14 protein-coding genes and 4 tRNA genes are annotated in these 19,743 nt (G+C 58.6%); 17 read left to right on the top strand and 1 reads right to left on the bottom strand.

Going from position 1 to position 19,743, the window contains the following annotated elements:
* Positions 1-200 precede the first annotated feature (200 nt).
* The 11 genes from ABH945_RS32520 (at position 201) to rplL (ending at position 5,396) form a co-directional block, all read left to right on the top strand.
* Positions 201-286: transfer RNA gene (locus ABH945_RS32520), tRNA-Tyr, on the top strand.
* Between the two features lie 40 nt (positions 287-326).
* Positions 327-400: transfer RNA gene (locus ABH945_RS32525), tRNA-Gly, on the top strand.
* Positions 401-416: 16 nt separating this feature from the next.
* Positions 417-491 (top strand) — tRNA-Thr (locus tag ABH945_RS32530).
* Positions 492-554: 63 nt separating this feature from the next.
* Positions 555-1,745 carry an elongation factor Tu gene (tuf, locus tag ABH945_RS32535; protein ID WP_074762375.1) on the top strand — a complete coding sequence of 397 codons (1,191 nt, stop codon included), beginning with the start codon at positions 555-557 and terminating at the stop codon, positions 1,743-1,745.
* Positions 1,746-1,809: 64 nt separating this feature from the next.
* Positions 1,810-1,885, top strand: a tRNA-Trp gene (locus tag ABH945_RS32540).
* A 36-nt stretch (positions 1,886-1,921) separates the two neighbouring features.
* Positions 1,922-2,302 (top strand): preprotein translocase subunit SecE, encoded by a 381-nt coding sequence (gene secE / locus ABH945_RS32545; protein WP_015003929.1) that lies wholly within the window; start codon positions 1,922-1,924, stop codon positions 2,300-2,302.
* Position 2,303: 1 nt separating this feature from the next.
* On the top strand, positions 2,304-2,861 hold the full coding sequence (gene nusG, locus ABH945_RS32550; protein ID WP_007180147.1) for a transcription termination/antitermination protein NusG: 558 nt from the start codon (positions 2,304-2,306) through the stop codon (positions 2,859-2,861).
* Positions 2,862-3,025: 164 nt separating this feature from the next.
* Complete coding sequence (gene rplK, locus ABH945_RS32555; protein WP_074762374.1) at positions 3,026-3,457, top strand: 50S ribosomal protein L11; 432 nt, start codon at positions 3,026-3,028, stop codon at positions 3,455-3,457.
* Entirely contained in the window at positions 3,458-4,156 is a 699-nt protein-coding gene (gene rplA / locus ABH945_RS32560) for a 50S ribosomal protein L1 (protein WP_074762373.1), read from the top strand.
* Between the two features lie 301 nt (positions 4,157-4,457).
* Positions 4,458-4,961: a 50S ribosomal protein L10 gene (rplJ, locus tag ABH945_RS32565; protein WP_074762372.1), complete on the top strand. Its 504-nt coding sequence runs from the start codon at positions 4,458-4,460 to the stop codon at positions 4,959-4,961.
* Positions 4,962-5,024: 63 nt separating this feature from the next.
* Complete coding sequence (rplL, locus tag ABH945_RS32570) at positions 5,025-5,396, top strand: 50S ribosomal protein L7/L12 (RefSeq protein WP_074762371.1); 372 nt, start codon at positions 5,025-5,027, stop codon at positions 5,394-5,396.
* A gap of 33 nt (positions 5,397-5,429) precedes the next feature.
* Here the strand turns inward: rplL and ABH945_RS32575 are convergent, their stop codons facing one another.
* Positions 5,430-5,642 carry a hypothetical protein gene (locus ABH945_RS32575; protein WP_429253401.1) on the bottom strand — a complete coding sequence of 71 codons (213 nt, stop codon included), beginning with the start codon at positions 5,640-5,642 and terminating at the stop codon, positions 5,430-5,432.
* 124 nt (positions 5,643-5,766) lie between these two features.
* On the opposite strand from ABH945_RS32575, the gene rpoB reads away from it, so the two are divergent.
* From rpoB to fusA, 6 genes are all read left to right on the top strand, one after another.
* A complete protein-coding gene (rpoB, locus tag ABH945_RS32580; RefSeq protein ID WP_074762370.1) occupies positions 5,767-9,873 on the top strand; it encodes a DNA-directed RNA polymerase subunit beta in 4,107 nt (1,368 codons plus the stop codon).
* Between the two features lie 21 nt (positions 9,874-9,894).
* Positions 9,895-14,133: a DNA-directed RNA polymerase subunit beta' gene (gene rpoC, locus ABH945_RS32585; protein WP_074762369.1), complete on the top strand. Its 4,239-nt coding sequence runs from the start codon at positions 9,895-9,897 to the stop codon at positions 14,131-14,133.
* Between the two features lie 246 nt (positions 14,134-14,379).
* Positions 14,380-16,227 carry a DNA helicase RecQ gene (gene recQ, locus ABH945_RS32590; protein WP_429253402.1) on the top strand — a complete coding sequence of 616 codons (1,848 nt, stop codon included), beginning with the start codon at positions 14,380-14,382 and terminating at the stop codon, positions 16,225-16,227.
* A gap of 220 nt (positions 16,228-16,447) precedes the next feature.
* Positions 16,448-16,828, top strand: coding sequence for a 30S ribosomal protein S12 (rpsL, locus tag ABH945_RS32595; protein ID WP_012434574.1), 381 nt, complete (start codon positions 16,448-16,450; stop codon positions 16,826-16,828).
* Between the two features lie 178 nt (positions 16,829-17,006).
* Positions 17,007-17,477 carry a 30S ribosomal protein S7 gene (gene rpsG, locus ABH945_RS32600; RefSeq protein ID WP_006053291.1) on the top strand — a complete coding sequence of 157 codons (471 nt, stop codon included), beginning with the start codon at positions 17,007-17,009 and terminating at the stop codon, positions 17,475-17,477.
* A gap of 134 nt (positions 17,478-17,611) precedes the next feature.
* On the top strand, positions 17,612-19,714 hold the full coding sequence (gene fusA, locus ABH945_RS32605; protein ID WP_074766162.1) for an elongation factor G: 2,103 nt from the start codon (positions 17,612-17,614) through the stop codon (positions 19,712-19,714).
* The last annotated feature ends 29 nt before the right edge of the window (positions 19,715-19,743 follow it).

The following is a 19,743-nucleotide window of genomic DNA, read 5'->3' on the forward strand; positions in this document are numbered from 1 at the left end:
ATGATAGTGCGGATTGCCCGTGTGAAAGTAGGTAATCGTCAGGCTCCCCAGCAGCATCAGAAACCCCACCCCACAAAGGTGGGGTTTCTGCGTTTTTGAGCGTGGATTTACTCACTATATAAGTGAGAGCATATGATTCGGAACAGTCAAGAAGTTGTTGACAACAAGTGGTAGTTCCATCATAATCACTAGTTCTCCGCGGAGGGGTGCCCGAGTGGCTAAAGGGGGCAGACTGTAAATCTGTTGGCTTACGCCTACGTTGGTTCGAATCCAACCTCCTCCACCAGAATGCAAGCTGTAGTAGTTGTTGGGAATCCATAAGTTCTGCGGGTGTAGCTCAATGGTAGAGCAGAAGCCTTCCAAGCTTACGACGAGGGTTCGATTCCCTTCACCCGCTCCAGCAATACAGAAGTAGCGCCCATGTGGCTCAGTGGTAGAGCACTCCCTTGGTAAGGGAGAGGTCGGCAGTTCGATCCTGCCCATGGGCACCAGAAATACACGGTGATTGTTTGCGCCCGGCGCAACGTACGGAAAAATCCTCTTAGGAGTCGAAAATGGCCAAGGGTAAGTTTGAGCGGACCAAGCCGCACGTGAACGTCGGCACGATCGGTCACGTTGACCACGGCAAGACCACGCTGACGGCAGCGATCACGACGGTTCTGACCAAGAAGTTTGGCGGCGAAGCAAAGGCATACGACCAGATCGACGCGGCGCCGGAAGAAAAGGCACGTGGTATCACGATCAACACGGCACACGTCGAGTACGAAACGGCTAACCGCCACTACGCACACGTTGACTGCCCGGGCCACGCTGACTATGTGAAGAACATGATCACGGGCGCAGCGCAGATGGACGGCGCGATCCTGGTGTGTTCGGCTGCAGACGGCCCGATGCCGCAAACGCGCGAGCACATCCTGCTGGCCCGTCAGGTTGGCGTTCCGTACATCATCGTGTTCCTGAACAAGTGCGACATGGTGGACGACGCTGAGCTGCTGGAACTCGTTGAAATGGAAGTTCGCGAACTTCTGTCGAAGTACGACTTCCCGGGCGACGACACGCCGATCATCAAGGGTTCGGCCAAGCTGGCGCTGGAAGGCGATGCGGGCGAGCTGGGCGAAGTGGCGATCATGAATCTGGCCGACGCGCTGGATACGTACATCCCGACGCCGGAGCGCGCAGTTGACGGTGCGTTCCTGATGCCGGTGGAAGACGTGTTCTCGATCTCGGGTCGTGGCACGGTGGTGACGGGTCGCGTTGAGCGCGGCATCGTCAAGGTCGGCGAAGAAATCGAAATCGTCGGTATCAAGCCGACGGTGAAGACGACCTGCACGGGCGTGGAAATGTTCCGCAAGCTGCTCGACCAGGGTCAGGCAGGCGACAACGTTGGTATCCTGCTGCGCGGCACGAAGCGTGAAGACGTGGAGCGTGGCCAGGTTCTGGCGAAGCCGGGTTCGATCAACCCGCACACGCACTTCACGGCTGAAGTGTACGTGCTGAGCAAGGACGAAGGCGGTCGTCATACGCCGTTCTTCAACAACTACCGTCCGCAGTTCTACTTCCGTACGACGGACGTGACGGGCTCGATCGAGCTGCCGAAGGACAAGGAAATGGTCATGCCGGGCGACAACGTGTCGATCACGGTGAAGCTGATCAACCCGATCGCGATGGAAGAAGGTCTGCGTTTCGCAATTCGCGAAGGCGGCCGTACGGTCGGCGCTGGTGTGGTTGCAAAGATCCTCGAGTAAGCCAGTTAGTTCTCGTTGATCGGTAGTTTTAGGGGTTGGCGGTGTCGTCAACCCCAAATGGTTTAGGGGCATAGCTCAACTGGCAGAGCGTCGGTCTCCAAAACCGAAGGTTGGGGGTTCGATTCCCTCTGCCCCTGCCAACTTTCGCGTCGTGTATGGCGCTTCGTTAAGGTGTTATGGCGAATCCTTCCGTCGAAACTGTAAATACATCCGGCGACAAGCTGATGCTCGTCGCGGGCGTATTGTTGGTCTTGGCCGGGTTCGTGGGGTTCTTCTGGCTTAACGGTCAGGAATGGTACGTCCGCGGAGCTGCCTTGGCTGTTGGTGCTATCGCGGGTGTTGCAGTCGGTCTCCTCTCCGCGCCTGGCAAGGGTTTCATCGCTTTCGCCAAAGACTCGTACAAAGAAGTTCGCAAGGTTGTTTGGCCAACTCGTAAAGAGGCCACCCAAACAACGCTAGTAGTGTTCGGCTTCGTGTTTGTCATGGCAATCTTTCTTTGGGTTAGTGATAAATCCATCGAATGGGCGATTTTCTCGGTGATTCTGGGTTGGAAATGATATGAGCGATACTCCGGCGTCCCCGAGCGGCAAGCGTTGGTATGTGGTGCACGCCTACTCCGGCATGGAGAAGAGCGTGCAACGTGCGCTTCAGGAGCGCATTGAACGTGCTGGCATGCAGGACCAGTTTGGTCAAATCCTTGTTCCGACTGAAGAAGTGGTTGAGGTCAAGGGCGGTCACAAATCTGTGACCGAACGTCGTTTCTTCCCTGGCTACGTGCTGGTGGAAATGGAAATGACGGACGAAACGTGGCATCTCGTGAAAAACACGGCTAAGGTGACTGGTTTCGTCGGCGGTGCGCGTAATCGCCCAAGCCCGATTTCCCCGCGGGAAGTCGAAAAAATCATGTCGCAAATGCAGGAAGGCGTGGAAAAGCCGCGTCCGAAGACCCTGTTTGAAGTTGGCGAGATGGTTCGAGTGAAGGATGGTCCTTTCACGGATTTCAACGGCAGCGTCGAAGAAGTGAACTACGAAAAGTCGCGCGTGCGTGTTTCCGTTACAATTTTCGGCCGCGCAACGCCGGTCGAGCTGGAATTCGGCCAAGTCGAAAAGTTGTAATCCAGAATTCCACGGAGCGCACCAGATGGTGCGTTCCGTATTTCGCGCTTACGGTCCGCGTAATGGCCGTTGAGGAGCGTAAGTAGTTCAGTTTCGACGAACGCGCGCTATCACTCACTGAGCGCCTGGTTGTTTTCATCCGGCGTTCCAAAGAGGTTTTCAAAATGGCAAAGAAAATCATCGGCTTTATCAAGCTGCAGATCCCTGCAGGTAAAGCCAACCCGTCGCCGCCGGTCGGTCCGGCACTGGGCCAGCGCGGCCTGAACATCATGGAGTTCTGCAAGGCGTTTAACGCGCAGACTCAAGCACTGGAGCCGGGTCTGCCGACTCCGGTCGTGATCACCGCGTTCGCGGACAAGAGCTTCACGTTTGTTCTGAAGACGCCGCCGGCTACGGTTCTGATCAAGAAGGCAGCGAAGATCGACAAGGGTTCGAGCAAGCCGCATACCGACAAGGTCGGCACGATCACCCGCGCTCAAGCTGAAGACATCGCCAAGGCCAAGATGCCCGATCTGACGGCAGCTGATCTGGACGCAGCGGTTCGTACGATCGCTGGTAGCGCCCGCTCGATGGGCATCACCGTGGAGGGCGTGTAAATGGCTAAGCTTTCAAAGCGTCTGCAAGCATTTGCAGCCAAAGTTGATCGTCAAAAACTGTACGCGATCGACGAGGCTCTGTCGCTCGTCAAGGAATGCGCAAGCGCGAAGTTCGACGAGTCGATCGACGTCGCAGTGCAACTCGGCATCGACGCGAAGAAGTCGGACCAAGTGGTTCGTGGTTCGGTCGTTCTGCCGGCAGGTACTGGTAAGTCGGTTCGCGTCGCGGTGTTCGCTCAAGGCGAAAAGGCTGAGCAGGCTCGCGCAGCTGGCGCAGAAGTCGTCGGTATGGAAGACCTGGCTGAACAAGTCAAGGCTGGCAAGCTGGACTTCGACATCGTGATCGCTTCGCCGGACACGATGCGCGTTGTCGGTACGCTGGGTCAGATCCTCGGCCCGCGCGGCCTGATGCCGAACCCGAAGGTTGGCACGGTTACGCCGGACGTCGCGACTGCGGTCAAGAATGCCAAGGCTGGTCAGGTGCAATTCCGTGTCGACAAGGCGGGTATCATCCACGCCACCATCGGCCGTGCTTCGTTCGAGCCGACGGCTCTGCGTAGCAACCTGAATGCTCTCGTCGACGCGCTGCAAAAGGCGAAGCCGGCAACGAGCAAGGGTGTCTACCTGCGCAAGGTTGCAGTGTCGAGCACGATGGGTGTTGGCGTTCGCGTCGACCAGGCATCGATCGCTGCACAGTAATGAATCTCATCGCCTCGGCGTGAGTCGGGGCGGTTTTATGGGCTTTGGGCGGTTGCGAGGTGGCAGTATGCATCGCGCAACCGGTTGTCAAAGACCGTTGGTGGGCAAGCAGCAGGTAGGCGGGCCCTTAATTCAAGCCAACGCAGATGGCGAACCCGAAAAGGTTTTGTAGTGATGAAGCCGGTTGATCTCCGCAGTAATGCGGGTGTCAGGCGGTCGAAATACTCCTGACTGGTCGGACGCCGTTATTGAACGCGGTACGCATGGCGCACGCTGTGTGTATCGAATCTGGAGGTTAACCGTGCCACTCAACAAAGAAAGCAAGCAGGCCGTCGTCGCTGAGGTTGCCGCGCAAGTCGCGAAAGCCCAGACCGTGGTTCTGGCTGAGTATCGTGGAATCGCGGTTGGCGATCTGACCAAGCTGCGCGCGAAAGCGCGTGAGCAACAGGTTTACCTTCGCGTGTTGAAGAACACGCTGGCGCGTCGCGCTGTCGAAGGTACCCCGTTTGCTCCGCTGGCAGAGCAGATGACTGGCCCCCTGATCTACGGCATCTCGGAAGATGCAATTGCTGCTGCTAAGGTCGTCAACGACTTCGGCAAAACCAATGACAAGTTGATCATCAAGGCTGGTTCCTACGAAGGCAAGGTGATGGACAAGGCTGGCGTGCAAGCGCTGGCAAGCATCCCGAGCCGCGAAGAACTGCTCTCCAAGCTGTTGTACGTTATGCAAGCACCTGTTTCTGGCTTCGCGCGCGCTCTGGCCGCGCTGGCTGAAAAGAAACAAGGCGAAGAAACCGCTGCGTAACGCACTTCAGTCGAGCGTGATTGATCGCTGGCTGTATCCGAATTCAATTTAGGAGTATTTCAAATGGCAATCGCAAAAGAAGACATCCTCGAAGCAGTAAGCTCGATGTCGGTTCTGGAACTGAACGAACTGGTCAAGGCGTTCGAAGAGAAGTTTGGCGTGTCGGCAGCTGCTGTTGCAGTGGCAGGCCCGGCAGGCGGCGCTGCTGCTGCTGCTGAAGAGCAAACCGAATTCACGGTCAACCTGACGGAAGTCGGCGCGAACAAGGTTTCGGTCATTAAGGCTGTTCGTGAACTGACGGGTCTCGGCCTGAAGGAAGCGAAGGACCTGGTCGACGGCGCACCGAAGCCTGTTAAGGAATCGGTACCGAAGGCTGCTGCTGAAGAAGCCAAGAAGAAGCTGGAAGAAGCCGGCGCGAAGGCTGAAATCAAGTAAGTTTCAGCGCGCTGTGCGAAGGCTGGCGGTTTTTCACCGCCGGCCTTTTTGTGCTTTGTGGGGGCTACGTTTTTGCAGGCTTGTTTCGGCAGAAACGTCGTTCCTAGAAGCCAAAGAAAATCGCCATTCGGCAACATTGACCGGCGTTTCTCTTTGTCTTCTGAAGCGACTGCAGAAGGCAAGTTTGGTCGGGTAGCGGGCAACATAGGCATCCGCTGCCGTCAGCCAGCGGTTGGTAGCGGCCAACCACCAAGCTTCTAGGCTCGTTCAAGCCATCGGACGGCCATCGGGTCTCAGTCGGTGAACACTCGGGTTGTCTCATCAAGGTATCCTGCCTCGACAACAATGCCCGCCGTGATTCGGAGATCGTATGCAATATTCCTTCACCGAGAAGAAGCGTATTCGCAAGAGTTTTGCGAAGCGCCCCATCGTTCACCAAGTACCTTTCCTGCTGGCTACCCAGCTTGAATCATTCAGCACGTTTCTGCAAGCAGACACGTCGTCTACGCAACGCAAGCCGGAAGGCCTGCAAGCGGCGTTTACATCCGTTTTCCCGATCGTTTCGCACAACGGGTTCGCTCGTCTCGAGTTCGTCAGCTATATGCTGTCGCCGCCGGCATTCAACATCAAGGAATGTCAGCAGCGCGGTTTGACGTACTGCTCGGCCCTGCGCGCGAAAGTGCGTCTGGTGCTGCTCGACAAGGAATCGCCGAGCAAGCCGGTCGTCAAGGAAGTGAAGGAACAGGAAGTCTACATGGGCGAAATTCCGCTCATGACGCCGACCGGTTCATTCGTCATCAACGGCACGGAACGCGTGATCGTTTCGCAGTTGCACCGTTCGCCTGGCGTGTTCTTCGAACACGACAAGGGCAAGACGCACAGCTCGGGCAAGCTCCTGTTCTCGGCACGTATCATTCCTTACCGCGGTTCGTGGCTCGATTTCGAGTTCGACCCGAAGGACGTGCTGTACTTCCGCGTCGACCGTCGCCGCAAGATGCCGGTCACGATCCTGCTGAAGGCTATCGGCCTGTCGCCGGAACAGATCCTCGCAAACTTCTTCGTGTTCGACAATTTCACGCTGATGCCGGAAGGCGCGCAGATGGAATTCGTGCCGGAGCGTCTGCGTGGTGAAGTCGCGCGCTTTGACATCACCGACCGTGATGGCAACGTGATCGTCCAGAAGGACAAGCGGATCAACGCGAAGCACATTCGCGATCTCGACAACGCGAAGACCAAGTTCATCTCGGTCCCGGAAGACTATCTGCTCGGCCGCGTGCTTGCGAAGAACGTTGTCGACGGCGACACGGGTGAAGTCATCGCTAACGCGAACGACGAAATCACCGAAACCGTCCTCGACAAGCTGCGCGAATCGAAGATCAAAGACATCCAGACGCTCTATACGAACGATCTGGATCAAGGTCCGTACATCTCGTCGACGCTGCGTATCGACGAAACCGCGGACAAGATGGCCGCTCGCATCGCGATCTACCGCATGATGCGTCCGGGCGAACCGCCGACCGAAGAAGCGGTTGAGGCGCTGTTCAACCGTCTGTTCTACAGCGAAGACGCATACGACCTGTCCAAGGTGGGTCGTATGAAGTTCAACCGTCGCGTGGGTCGCGACGAGATCGTCGGCCCGATGACGCTGCTGGACGACGACATCCTCGCAACGATCAAGATCCTGGTCGAGCTGCGTAACGGCAAGGGCGAAGTGGACGACATCGACCACTTGGGCAATCGTCGTGTGCGTTGCGTCGGCGAACTGGCGGAAAACCAGTTCCGTGCAGGTCTCGTGCGTGTCGAACGTGCTGTGAAGGAACGCCTCGGCCAGGCCGAAAGCGAAAACCTGATGCCGCACGACCTGATCAACTCGAAGCCGATTTCGTCGGCAATTCGCGAGTTCTTCGGTTCGTCGCAGCTGTCGCAGTTCATGGACCAAACGAATCCGCTGTCGGAAATCACCCACAAGCGCCGTGTTTCGGCACTTGGCCCGGGCGGTTTGACGCGTGAGCGCGCTGGCTTTGAAGTCCGCGACGTGCACCCGACTCACTACGGTCGCGTGTGCCCGATTGAAACGCCTGAAGGTCCGAACATCGGCCTGATCAACTCGCTCGCTCTGTATGCGCACCTGAACGAATACGGCTTCCTCGAAACGCCGTATCGCAAGGTCGTGGACAGCAAGGTGACCGATCAGATCGACTACCTGTCGGCGATTGAAGAAGGCCGTTACGTGATCGCTCAGGCGAACGCGGCGGTTGCTGAAGACGGCTCGCTGACCGACGAACTGGTGTCGTCGCGTGAAGCGGGCGAAACGCTGATGGTCACGCCGGACCGCATCCAGTACATGGACGTGGCGCCGTCGCAGATCGTGTCGGTGGCAGCATCGCTGATTCCGTTCCTCGAGCACGATGACGCGAACCGCGCATTGATGGGTTCGAACATGCAGCGTCAGGCTGTGCCGTGTCTGCGTCCTGAAAAGGCCGTGGTCGGTACGGGTATCGAACGCACGGTGGCAGTCGACTCGGGTACGACGGTTCAGGCATTCCGCGGCGGTGTGGTCGATTACGTCGACGCAGGCCGTATCGTGATTCGCGTGAACGACGACGAAGCGGTTGCCGGTGAAGTCGGTGTCGACATCTACAACCTGATCAAGTACACGCGTTCGAACCAGAACACGAACATCAACCAGCGTCCGATCGTGAAGATGGGCGACAAGGTTGCTCGTGGCGACGTGCTGGCTGACGGCGCATCGACCGATCTGGGCGAGCTCGCGCTCGGCCAGAACATGCTGATCGCGTTCATGCCGTGGAACGGCTACAACTTCGAAGATTCGATTTTGATCTCGGAGAAGGTCGTTGCTGACGACCGTTACACGTCGATCCATATCGAAGAACTGAACGTCGTAGCTCGCGACACGAAGCTCGGACCGGAAGAAATCACGCGCGACATCTCGAACCTGGCTGAAGTGCAACTTGGCCGTCTCGACGAGTCGGGCATCGTGTACATCGGCGCGGAAGTCGAAGCAGGCGACGTGCTGGTCGGTAAGGTCACGCCGAAGGGCGAAACCCAGCTGACGCCGGAAGAAAAGCTGCTGCGCGCGATTTTCGGCGAGAAGGCTTCGGACGTGAAGGACACGTCGCTGCGCGTGCCGTCGGGCATGAGCGGCACGGTCATCGACGTGCAAGTGTTCACGCGTGAAGGCATTCAGCGCGACAAGCGTGCGCAACAGATCATCGACGATGAACTGAAGCGTTATCGCCTCGACCTGAACGACCAGCTGCGCATCGTGGAAGGCGACGCGTTCCAGCGTCTGGCACGTATGCTCGACGGCAAGGTCGCGAACGGCGGTCCGAAGAAGCTGGCGAAGGGCACGAAGATCGAACAGGCTTACCTGGAAGATCTGGATCACTACCACTGGTTCGACATCCGCCTCGCGGACGAAGAAGCAGCGGCACAGCTCGAAGCGATCAAGAACTCGATCGAAGAAAAGCGCCACCAGTTCGACCTCGCGTTCGAAGAAAAGCGCAAGAAGCTCACGCAAGGCGACGAACTGCCGCCGGGCGTGCTGAAGATGGTCAAGGTGTATCTGGCAGTCAAGCGTCGTCTGCAACCTGGCGACAAGATGGCTGGCCGTCACGGTAACAAGGGTGTCGTGTCGAAGATCGTTCCGATCGAAGACATGCCGTACATGGCCGACGGCCGTCCGGCTGACGTCGTTCTGAACCCGCTCGGCGTGCCGTCGCGGATGAACGTGGGTCAGGTTCTCGAAGTGCATCTGGGTTGGGCCGCGAAGGGTCTGGGCTGGCGTATCGGCGAAATGCTGCAACGTCAGGCGAAGATCGCTGAACTGCGCGAATTCCTGACCAAGATCTACAACGAGTCGGGCCGCGCTGAAGAGCTGGACAGCTTCACCGACGAGGAAATCGTCGAACTGGCGAAGAACCTGCGCGAAGGCGTTCCGTTCGCAACGCCGGTGTTCGACGGTGCGACGGAAGAAGAAATGTCGCGCGCGCTGGATCTGGCATTCCCGGACGACATCGCGAAGAACCTCGGCATGACGCCGTCGAAGAATCAGGTTCGTCTGTACGACGGCCGCACGGGCGAGATGTTCGAACGTACGGTAACGGTCGGCTACATGCACTACCTGAAACTGCACCACCTGGTCGACGACAAGATGCACGCGCGTTCCACGGGCCCGTACTCGCTCGTGACGCAGCAGCCGTTGGGCGGTAAGGCGCAATTCGGTGGCCAGCGTTTCGGTGAGATGGAAGTGTGGGCGCTCGAAGCGTACGGCGCATCGTACGTGCTGCAAGAAATGCTGACGGTGAAGTCGGATGACGTGACAGGCCGGACCAAGGTGTATGAGAACCTGGTCAAGGGCGATCACGTGATCGATGCAGGCATGCCGGAATCCTTCAACGTGTTGGTGAAGGAAATCCGCTCGCTGGGTATCGACATCGACCTCGACCGCAACTAATCGGACTACGGAGAGAAGGCAATGAAAGCTCTGCTCGATCTATTCAAGCAAGTCCAACAACCCGAAGTTTTTGACGCGATCAAGATCGGTCTGGCTTCGCCAGACAAGATCCGTTCGTGGTCGTTCGGCGAAGTGAAGAAGCCGGAAACCATCAACTACCGGACGTTCAAGCCGGAACGCGATGGTCTGTTCTGCGCGAAGATCTTCGGGCCGATCAAAGACTACGAATGCCTTTGCGGCAAGTACAAGCGCCTGAAGCATCGTGGCGTGATCTGCGAGAAGTGCGGCGTCGAAGTGACGCTGGCCAAGGTGCGTCGCGAACGGATGGGCCACATTGAGCTGGCCTCGCCGGTCGCTCACATCTGGTTCCTGAAGTCGCTGCCGTCGCGTCTGGGCATGGTGCTCGACATGACGCTGCGCGACATCGAACGCGTGCTGTACTTCGAAGCATATGTCGTGATCGACCCGGGCATGACGCCGCTGAAAGCGCGGCAGATCATGACCGAAGAGGATTACTACAACAAGGTCGAAGAATACGGTGACGAATTCCGTGCCGAGATGGGCGCGGAAGGCGTTCGCGAGCTGCTGCGCGCGATCAACATCGACGAACAGGTCGAGATGCTCCGTACCGAACTCAAGAACACGGGTTCGGAAGCGAAGATCAAGAAGTACGCGAAGCGCCTGAAGGTGCTCGAGGCTTTTCAGCGTTCGGGCATCAAGCCTGACTGGATGGTGCTCGAAGTGCTGCCGGTGCTGCCGCCGGAACTGCGTCCGCTGGTGCCGCTGGACGGCGGCCGTTTCGCGACGTCGGACCTGAACGACCTGTATCGCCGCGTGATCAACCGTAACAACCGGTTGAAGCGTCTGCTCGAGTTGAAGGCGCCTGAAATCATCGTCCGCAACGAAAAGCGGATGCTGCAGGAAGCCGTCGACTCGCTGCTCGACAACGGCCGTCGCGGTAAGGCGATGACCGGCGCGAACAAGCGTCCGCTGAAGTCGCTCGCTGACATGATCAAGGGTAAGGGCGGTCGTTTCCGTCAGAACTTGCTCGGTAAGCGCGTTGACTATTCGGGCCGTTCGGTGATCGTGGTCGGCCCGACGCTCAAGCTGCATCAGTGCGGTCTGCCGAAGCTGATGGCGCTCGAACTGTTCAAGCCGTTCATCTTCAACAAGCTCGAAGTGATGGGTGTTGCTACCACCATCAAGGCTGCGAAGAAGGAAGTCGAGAACCAGACGCCGGTGGTGTGGGACATCCTCGAAGAGGTGATCCGCGAACATCCGGTCATGCTGAACCGTGCGCCGACGCTGCACCGTCTTGGCATTCAGGCTTTCGAGCCGGTGCTGATCGAAGGTAAGGCAATCCAGCTGCACCCGCTCGTTTGCGCGGCGTTCAACGCCGACTTCGACGGTGACCAGATGGCTGTTCACGTGCCGCTGTCGCTGGAAGCGCAGATGGAAGCGCGCACGCTGATGCTGGCGTCGAACAACGTCCTGTTCCCGGCCAACGGCGATCCGTCGATCGTGCCGTCGCAGGATATCGTGCTCGGTCTGTACTACGCGACCCGCGAAGCAGTGAACGCCAAGGGCGAAGGCCTGACGTTCACGGGCGTCTCGGAAGCGCTGCGTGCGTACGAGAACAAGGAAGTCGAGCTGGTATCGCGCGTCAACGTGCGGATCACTGAAATGGTCCACAACGAAGACAAGTCGGAAGGCGCTCCGGCATTCGTGCCGAAGATCACGCTGTACGCAACGACCGTTGGCCGCGCGATCCTGTCGGAAATTCTGCCGCCGGGCCTGCCGTTCTCGGTGCTGAACAAGCCGCTGAAGAAGAAGGAAATTTCGCGCCTCATCAACACCGCGTTCCGCAAGTGCGGTCTGCGTGAAACGGTGATTTTCGCCGACCAGTTGATGCAGTCGGGTTTCCGTCTGGCAACGCGCGCTGGTATCTCGATCTGCGTCGACGACATGCTCGTGCCGCCGCAGAAGGAAACCATCGTCGGCGACGCCGCGAAGAAGGTGAAGGAATACGACCGTCAGTACATGTCGGGTCTCGTCACGTCGCAAGAGCGCTACAACAACGTGGTCGACATCTGGTCGGCAACGTCGGAAGCGGTCGGCAAGGCGATGATGGAGCAGCTGTCGACGGAACCGGTTGTGGACCGCGACGGCAACCAGACGCGTCAGGAATCGTTCAACTCGATTTACATGATGGCGGACTCGGGTGCTCGTGGTTCTGCAGTTCAGATTCGTCAGCTGGCCGGTATGCGTGGCCTGATGGCGAAGCCGGACGGCTCGATCATTGAAACGCCGATTACGGCGAACTTCCGTGAAGGCCTGAACGTGTTGCAGTACTTCATCTCGACCCACGGTGCACGTAAGGGTCTGGCTGATACGGCACTGAAGACGGCGAACTCGGGTTACCTGACGCGTCGTCTGGTCGACGTGACGCAGGATCTCGTGGTGGTCGAGGACGATTGCGGTACGTCCAACGGCGTCGCGATGAAGGCGTTGGTCGAAGGCGGTGAAGTCGTCGAAGCGCTGCGTGACCGTATTCTGGGTCGCGTAACGGTCGCTGACGTCGTCAATCCGGAATCGCAGGAAACGCTGTACGAAACGGGCACGTTGCTCGACGAAGATGCGGTCGAAGAAATCGAACGCCTCGGCATCGACGAAGTGCGCGTGCGTACGCCGCTGACTTGCGAAACGCGTTACGGTCTGTGCGCAGCCTGCTACGGCCGCGACCTGGGCCGCGGCTCGTCGGTCAACGTCGGTGAGGCAGTCGGTGTTATCGCTGCGCAGTCGATCGGTGAACCGGGCACGCAGCTCACGATGCGTACGTTCCACATCGGTGGTGCGGCATCGCGTGCGGCAGTGGCTTCGTCGGTTGAAGCGAAGTCGAACGGTACGGTGCGTTTCACGGCAACGATGCGTTACGTCACCAACGCGAAGGGCGAGCAGATCGTCATCTCGCGTTCGGGCGAAGCGATGATCACCGACGACCACGGTCGCGAGCGCGAACGTCACAAGGTGCCGTACGGCGCGACGCTGTTGCAACTCGACGGCGCGCAGATCAAGGCCGGCACGCAACTGGCAACGTGGGATCCGATGACGCGTCCGATCATCACCGAGTGGGGCGGTACGGTGAAGTTCGAAAACGTCGAAGAAGGCGTGACGGTAGCGAAGCAGATCGACGATGTGACGGGTCTGTCCACGCTGGTCGTGATCGACGTGAAGCGTCGTGGTTCGCAAGCGGCAAAGACGGTGCGTCCGCAGGTCAAGCTGCTCGACGCAAACGGCGAAGAAGTCAAGATCCCGAACACCGAGCATTCGGTGCAGATCGGCTTCCAGGTCGGCGCTCTGATCACCGTGAAGGACGGTCAGCAAGTGCAGGTCGGTGAAGTGCTCGCACGTATTCCGGTTGAATCGCAGAAAACGCGTGACATTACCGGTGGTCTGCCGCGTGTGGCGGAACTGTTCGAAGCACGTTCGCCGAAGGACGCAGGTATCCTGGCGGAAGTCACGGGTACGACGTCGTTCGGTAAGGACACGAAGGGCAAGCAGCGTCTCGTTATCACGGACCTCGAGGGCAACCAGCACGAGTTCCTGATCGCGAAGGAAAAGCAGGTTCTGGTGCACGATGGTCAGGTCGTCAACAAGGGCGAAATGATTGTCGACGGTCCGGCCGATCCGCACGACATCTTGCGTCTGCAAGGTATCGAAGCGCTGTCGCGTTACATCGTGGACGAAGTGCAGGACGTGTACCGTCTGCAAGGCGTGAAGATCAACGACAAGCACATTGAAGTGATTGTTCGTCAGATGCTGCGCCGCGTGCAGATTACGGACAACGGCGATACGCGTTTCATCCCGGGCGAACAGGTCGAGCGGTCGGATATGCTCGACGAGAACGACCGTATGATCGCGGAAGACAAGCGTCCGGCAACGTACGAAAACGTGTTGCTCGGTATCACGAAGGCGTCGCTGTCGACCGATTCGTTCATCTCCGCAGCGTCGTTCCAGGAAACGACCCGCGTGTTGACCGAAGCGGCGATTATGGGCAAGCGCGACGACCTGCGTGGTCTGAAGGAAAACGTGATCGTCGGCCGTCTGATTCCGGCTGGTACGGGTCTCGCGTTCCACAAGGCACGCAAGAGCAAGGAACTGTCCGACCGCGAGCGTTTCGATCAGATCGCAGCGGAAGAGTCGTTCGAATTCGGTACGCCGGAAACCCCGGCCGCCGAACAGCAGCACTCAGGCGAGTAAGTCCCAGCGGCGCAAGCCGCTTGGGGCTCTAGCCAGCGAAGCCGCTCAGTTTCGACTGAGCGGCTTTTTTTTCGACAAGACTGAGTGCTTTCACACCTGCTCCTGTCCCACGCACCGCGGGCGTCTTTTCTGTGCGTTTTTGTGGATTCGTAGCCCGGTTGGCTAACGTTGCCGCAAAGCGCGGGCGCGGCGCGAATGCGTTGGTAAAATTCGTGTTACCGGCTTTAGGCTGCTTCTTCCAAATACATGTCCCGTCCGCTCGAAATCCTCAACGAAGTTTTTGGTTACCCCGCGTTCAGAGGGCAGCAGGGCGAAATTGTCGATCACGTCGCCGGCGGCGGTGATTGTCTCGTGTTGATGCCGACGGGCGGCGGCAAGTCGTTGTGCTATCAGATTCCTTCGCTGGTGCGGCGTGAAGGTGGTTTCGGCACGGGCATCGTCGTGTCGCCGTTGATCGCGCTGATGCAGGATCAGGTGGCGGCGCTCACTGAAGTTGGCGTGCGCGCGGCGTATCTGAACTCGACGTTGTCGAGTGCGGAGGCAATGGCCACTGAGCGCGCGTTGCGCGAGGGCGAGATTGACCTGCTGTACGTCGCGCCAGAGCGTCTGATGACGCCGCGTTTCCAGGAGTTGCTGGAGCGATCGCGCATCGGCCTTTTCGCGATTGATGAGGCGCATTGCGTGTCGCAATGGGGGCACGATTTCCGGCCCGAGTACATTCAGTTGTCTGTACTGCACGAGCGATTTCCGAACGTGCCGCGCATCGCACTCACCGCTACGGCGGACGCGATCACGCGTGACGAGATCATCCACCGCCTGGCACTCGACGACGCGCGCGTTTTCGTGTCGAGCTTTGATCGGCCGAATATCCGCTATCGGATCGTCGAAAAGGACAACGCGCGTACGCAGCTGCTCGACTTCATTCGCGCTGAGCATTCGAAGCCGGACGGCACGACCGACGCCGGCGTGGTTTATTGCCTGTCGCGTCGCAAGGTCGAAGAGACGGCAGAGTGGCTGAAGGAAAAAGGTATGCGCGCGTTGCCGTATCACGCCGGTATGGATTTTGAGATCCGACAGAAGCATCAGGAGATGTTTCAGCGTGAAGAGGGCATCGTGATGTGCGCGACGATCGCGTTCGGCATGGGAATCGATAAGCCGGACGTGCGGTTCGTCGCGCATCTGGATTTGCCGAAGAGCGTCGAAGGGTATTACCAGGAAACAGGGCGGGGCGGCCGCGATGGAATGCCGGCGAATGCCTGGATGGCCTACGGTCTCGGCGACGTCGTGCAGCAGCGCAAAATGATCGACGAGTCGGACGCGGACGACGCCCATAAGCGCGTCCAAACGGGCAAGCTCGACGCACTACTGGGCTTGTGCGAAGCGGCCACTTGCCGACGCGTGCGCCTGCTCGCGTATTTCGGCGAATCGAGCAAGCCCTGCGGCAATTGCGACAACTGCCTTGAACCGCCCGCCACGTGGGATGCCACGCGCGAGGCGCAGATGGCGCTTTCCTGCGTGTTCCGCGCGCAACGGGCAAGTGGATTTCATTTCGGCGCCGGCCATCTGATCGACATCTTGCGCGGCAATAGCAGCGAGAAAATTTTGCAGCGCGGCCACGAAAAGCTCACCACCTTCGGTATAGGCGCGGCGCTTGGCGAACCGGAATGGCGCGCGGTGTTTCGTCAGCTCGTGGCGTTCGGTTACCTGACTGTGGACCACGAAGGTTTTGGTTCGCTGGTCCTGACCGAGGCGAGCAAACCGGTGCTCAAGGGCGAGCAGAATGTGACGATGCGTCGCTATGTGAAGCCGACTCGCACCCGTCAATCGTCCGGGCGTACGAGCGAACGTGCCGATCCTACGGTCGGCATGGGTCCGCGTGAACGTGCCCGTTGGGATCGGCTGCGCGCATGGCGTACAGAAACGGCAAAAAGCGACGGCGTGCCTGCCTACGTCATTTTCCACGACGCGACACTGGCAGAAATTGCCCGTAATGGCCCCGATTCCATCGAGGATTTGCGCGGCATTCCGGGCATGGGTGCACGTAAACTCGATCGTTTCGGCGACGAATTGCTGGAAGTCGTCGCGGCTGATTGAGCGCTCGTGACGGCTCATACAGATCGACAGGCCTGCGAAATATCGCAACCTGTTGACTCCCTTAGTATTTTCGGAATATTATGCTAGGTTCCGGTTCTTGGGATGCCTGCGCGCGGGGTTAACTCGCGAGTAAACAGACCGCCCGGAAGTTCGATGCGCAAGCGTTTCCGCTTTGCCCGGGAACATATGCGTCGATTTTGTTCAATTTCAGGAATAAACAATGCCAACCATCAATCAACTGGTTCGCAAAGGCCGCCAGTCGGAAACGACTAAGAGCAAGAGCCCGGCCTTGCAGGACTGCCCCCAGCGCCGCGGCGTGTGCACCCGTGTGTACACCACGACGCCTAAGAAGCCTAACTCGGCACTCCGTAAGGTTGCCAAGGTTCGTCTGACGAACGGCTTCGAAGTTATTTCGTACATCGGTGGTGAAGGCCACAACCTGCAGGAACACTCGGTCGTGCTGATTCGCGGCGGTCGTGTTAAGGACTTGCCGGGTGTGCGTTACCACATGGTTCGCGGCTCGCTGGATACCCAGGGCGTCAAGGATCGTAAGCAGGCTCGCTCGAAGTACGGCGCGAAGCGTGCCAAGGCTGGCAAGTAATTAGCCGGTCAGAGTAGTTTCAGGTCGCCTGCAAAGGCGGTAATAGCGGTGGTGCCGGAATAGCCGGTGCTGTCGAGTAAGTGGTCACCCGACCAGGCTGGTAAGTCTTAAAGATGAATCGGGTTAGTTGGTGGCCGCGGGGCTGAGTAGCTCCAACTGAAAAGTTAAAGGAAGAAACATGCCGCGTCGTCGCGAAGTCCCCAAGCGGGAAGTGTTGCCGGATCCGAAGTTCGGTAACGTTGATGTAGCTAAGTTCATGAACGTGCTGATGTTGTCCGGCAAGAAGTCGGTTGCTGAACGCATCGTGTACGGCGCTTTCGAACAGATCCAGACCAAGGGTGGCAAGGACCCGCTGGAAGTGTTCACGGTAGCGCTCAACAACGTCAAGCCGGTGGTCGAAGTTAAGAGCCGCCGCGTTGGTGGTGCAAACTATCAGGTTCCGGTCGAAGTGCGCCCGTCGCGTCGTATGGCATTGGCGATGCGTTGGCTGCGTGAAGCCGCGAAGAAGCGCAGCGAGAAGTCGATGGCCCTGCGTCTGGCAGGTGAACTCTCCGAAGCGGCCGAAGGCCGTGGCGGCGCAATGAAGAAGCGCGACGAAGTTCACCGGATGGCAGAAGCCAACAAGGCGTTCTCGCACTTCCGTTTCTAAGCTTCCCGAACCCGGGTTTAGCTGAAAAAGCGGAAAGAAATTCCGGGCGGGTGCGCTTACAAAGCGCCTCGCCCGTTTGTGTTACAGCGCGATGGGTATTTTCTCGCATCGCGTCATCCCAATAGAGGATCAAAGTGGCTCGCAAGACACCTATCGAGCGCTACCGTAACATCGGTATTAGCGCTCACATCGACGCCGGCAAAACGACGACGACCGAGCGCATCCTGTTCTATACCGGCGTGAACCACAAGATTGGTGAAGTTCACGACGGCGCTGCAACCATGGACTGGATGGAGCAGGAGCAGGAACGCGGTATCACGATCACGTCCGCTGCTACCACGGCTTTCTGGAAAGGCATGGCCGGCGACCGCGCTGAGCACCGTATCAACATCATCGACACGCCGGGTCACGTCGACTTCACGATTGAAGTTGAGCGCTCGATGCGCGTGCTCGACGGCGCGTGCATGGTCTACTGCGCTGTGGGCGGCGTTCAGCCCCAGTCGGAAACCGTGTGGCGTCAGGCTAACAAGTACAAGGTTCCCCGTCTCGCGTTCATCAACAAGATGGACCGTACCGGCGCGAACTTCTTCAAGGTCTACGATCAGCTCAAGCTGCGTCTGAAGGCGAATCCGGTTCCGGTCGTGGTGCCTATCGGCGCGGAAGAAAACTTCACGGGCGTCGTCGATCTGCTGAAGATGAAGGCGATCATTTGGGACGAAGCGTCCCAAGGCACGAAGTTCTCGTACGAAGAAATCCCGGCAGAACTCGTCGACACGTGCAACGAATGGCGCGAGAAGATGGTCGAAGCGGCTGCTGAGTCGAGCGAAGACCTGATGAACAAGTACCTGGAAGAGGGCGAGCTCTCCGAAGCGGAAATCATCAAGGGTCTGCGCGATCGTACGATCGCATGCGAAATCCAGCCGATGCTGTGCGGTACCGCGTTCAAGAACAAGGGCGTGCAACGGATGCTGGACGCCGTGCTCGACTTCCTGCCGTCGCCGATCGACATTCCGCCGGTTACTGGCGAACTCGAAAACGGCGAAAAGGCTGAGCGTCGCGCAGCCGACGACGAGAAGTTCTCGTCGCTCGCGTTCAAGATCATGACGGACCCGTTTGTCGGTCAGCTGATCTTCTTCCGCGTGTACTCGGGTACGACGAAGTCGGGCGACACGCTGCTGAACGCGACCAAAGACAAGAAGGAACGTCTCGGTCGTATTCTGCTGATGCACGCAAACCAGCGCGAAGAAATCAAGGAAGTGCACGCTGGCGACATCGCGGCTGCTGTCGGTCTGAAAGACGCGACGACGGGCGACACGCTGTGCGATCCGCTGCACCCGATCGTTCTCGAACGCATGATTTTCCCGGAACCGGTGATTTCGCAGGCTGTTGAGCCGAAGACGAAGCCGGACCAGGAAAAGATGGGTCTGGCACTGAACCGTCTGGCTCAGGAAGATCCGTCGTTCCGCGTTCAAACGGACGAAGAATCGGGCCAAACCATTATTTCGGGCATGGGCGAGCTCCACCTGGAAATTCTGGTTGACCGTATGAAGCGCGAATTCGGCGTGGAAGCAACGGTCGGCAAGCCGCAGGTTGCTTACCGCGAAACGATTCGCGGCAAGGCGGAAGACGTTGACGGCAAGTTCGTCAAGCAGTCGGGTGGTCGCGGCCAGTACGGTCACGCGGTCATCACGCTCGAGCCGAACGAACAAGGCAAGGGCTACGAATTCCTGGACGAGATCAAGGGTGGTGTGATTCCGCGTGAATACATCCCGGCGGTCGACAAGGGTATTCAGGAAACGCTGAAGGCAGGCGTGCTGGCAGGCTTCCCGGTCGTCGACGTCAAGGTTCACCTGACGTTCGGTTCGTACCACGACGTTGACTCGAACGAAAATGCTTTCCGCATGGCCGGTTCGATGGCGTTCAAGGAAGCAATGCGCAAGGCTCAGCCGGTCATCCTCGAACCGATGATGGCTGTCGAAGTCGAAACGCCGGAAGACTACATGGGCAACGTCATGGGCGACCTGTCGGGTCGTCGCGGCATTGTTCAGGGCATGGACGACATGGTTGGCGGCGGCAAGATCGTCCGCGCAGAAGTACCGCTGTCGGAAATGTTCGGCTACTCGACGTCGCTGCGTTCGCTGACCCAAGGTCGCGCAACGTACACGATGGAGTTCAAGCACTACGCAGAAGCACCGCGTAACGTGTCGGAAGCGATCATCAACGCCAAGTCGAAGTAATCGCGCGGCAAAGTCATTCAACGATTAAC

This window comes from Paraburkholderia sp. GAS333, assembly GCF_050435665.1.
In the GTDB taxonomy this organism is placed as follows: Bacteria; Pseudomonadota; Gammaproteobacteria; order Burkholderiales; family Burkholderiaceae; genus Paraburkholderia; species Paraburkholderia fungorum_A.

Coding starts and splice junctions, on each gene's coding strand:
- tuf (WP_074762375.1), top strand. CDS start 555: ATGGCCAAGGGTAAGTTTGAGCGGACCAAGCCGCACGTGAACGTCGGC.
- secE (WP_015003929.1), top strand. CDS start 1,922: ATGGCGAATCCTTCCGTCGAAACTGTAAATACATCCGGCGACAAGCTG.
- nusG (WP_007180147.1), top strand. CDS start 2,304: ATGAGCGATACTCCGGCGTCCCCGAGCGGCAAGCGTTGGTATGTGGTG.
- rplK (WP_074762374.1), top strand. CDS start 3,026: ATGGCAAAGAAAATCATCGGCTTTATCAAGCTGCAGATCCCTGCAGGT.
- rplA (WP_074762373.1), top strand. CDS start 3,458: ATGGCTAAGCTTTCAAAGCGTCTGCAAGCATTTGCAGCCAAAGTTGAT.
- rplL (WP_074762371.1), top strand. CDS start 5,025: ATGGCAATCGCAAAAGAAGACATCCTCGAAGCAGTAAGCTCGATGTCG.
- rpoB (WP_074762370.1), top strand. CDS start 5,767: ATGCAATATTCCTTCACCGAGAAGAAGCGTATTCGCAAGAGTTTTGCG.
- rpoC (WP_074762369.1), top strand. CDS start 9,895: ATGAAAGCTCTGCTCGATCTATTCAAGCAAGTCCAACAACCCGAAGTT.
- recQ (WP_429253402.1), top strand. CDS start 14,380: ATGTCCCGTCCGCTCGAAATCCTCAACGAAGTTTTTGGTTACCCCGCG.
- rpsL (WP_012434574.1), top strand. CDS start 16,448: ATGCCAACCATCAATCAACTGGTTCGCAAAGGCCGCCAGTCGGAAACG.
- rpsG (WP_006053291.1), top strand. CDS start 17,007: ATGCCGCGTCGTCGCGAAGTCCCCAAGCGGGAAGTGTTGCCGGATCCG.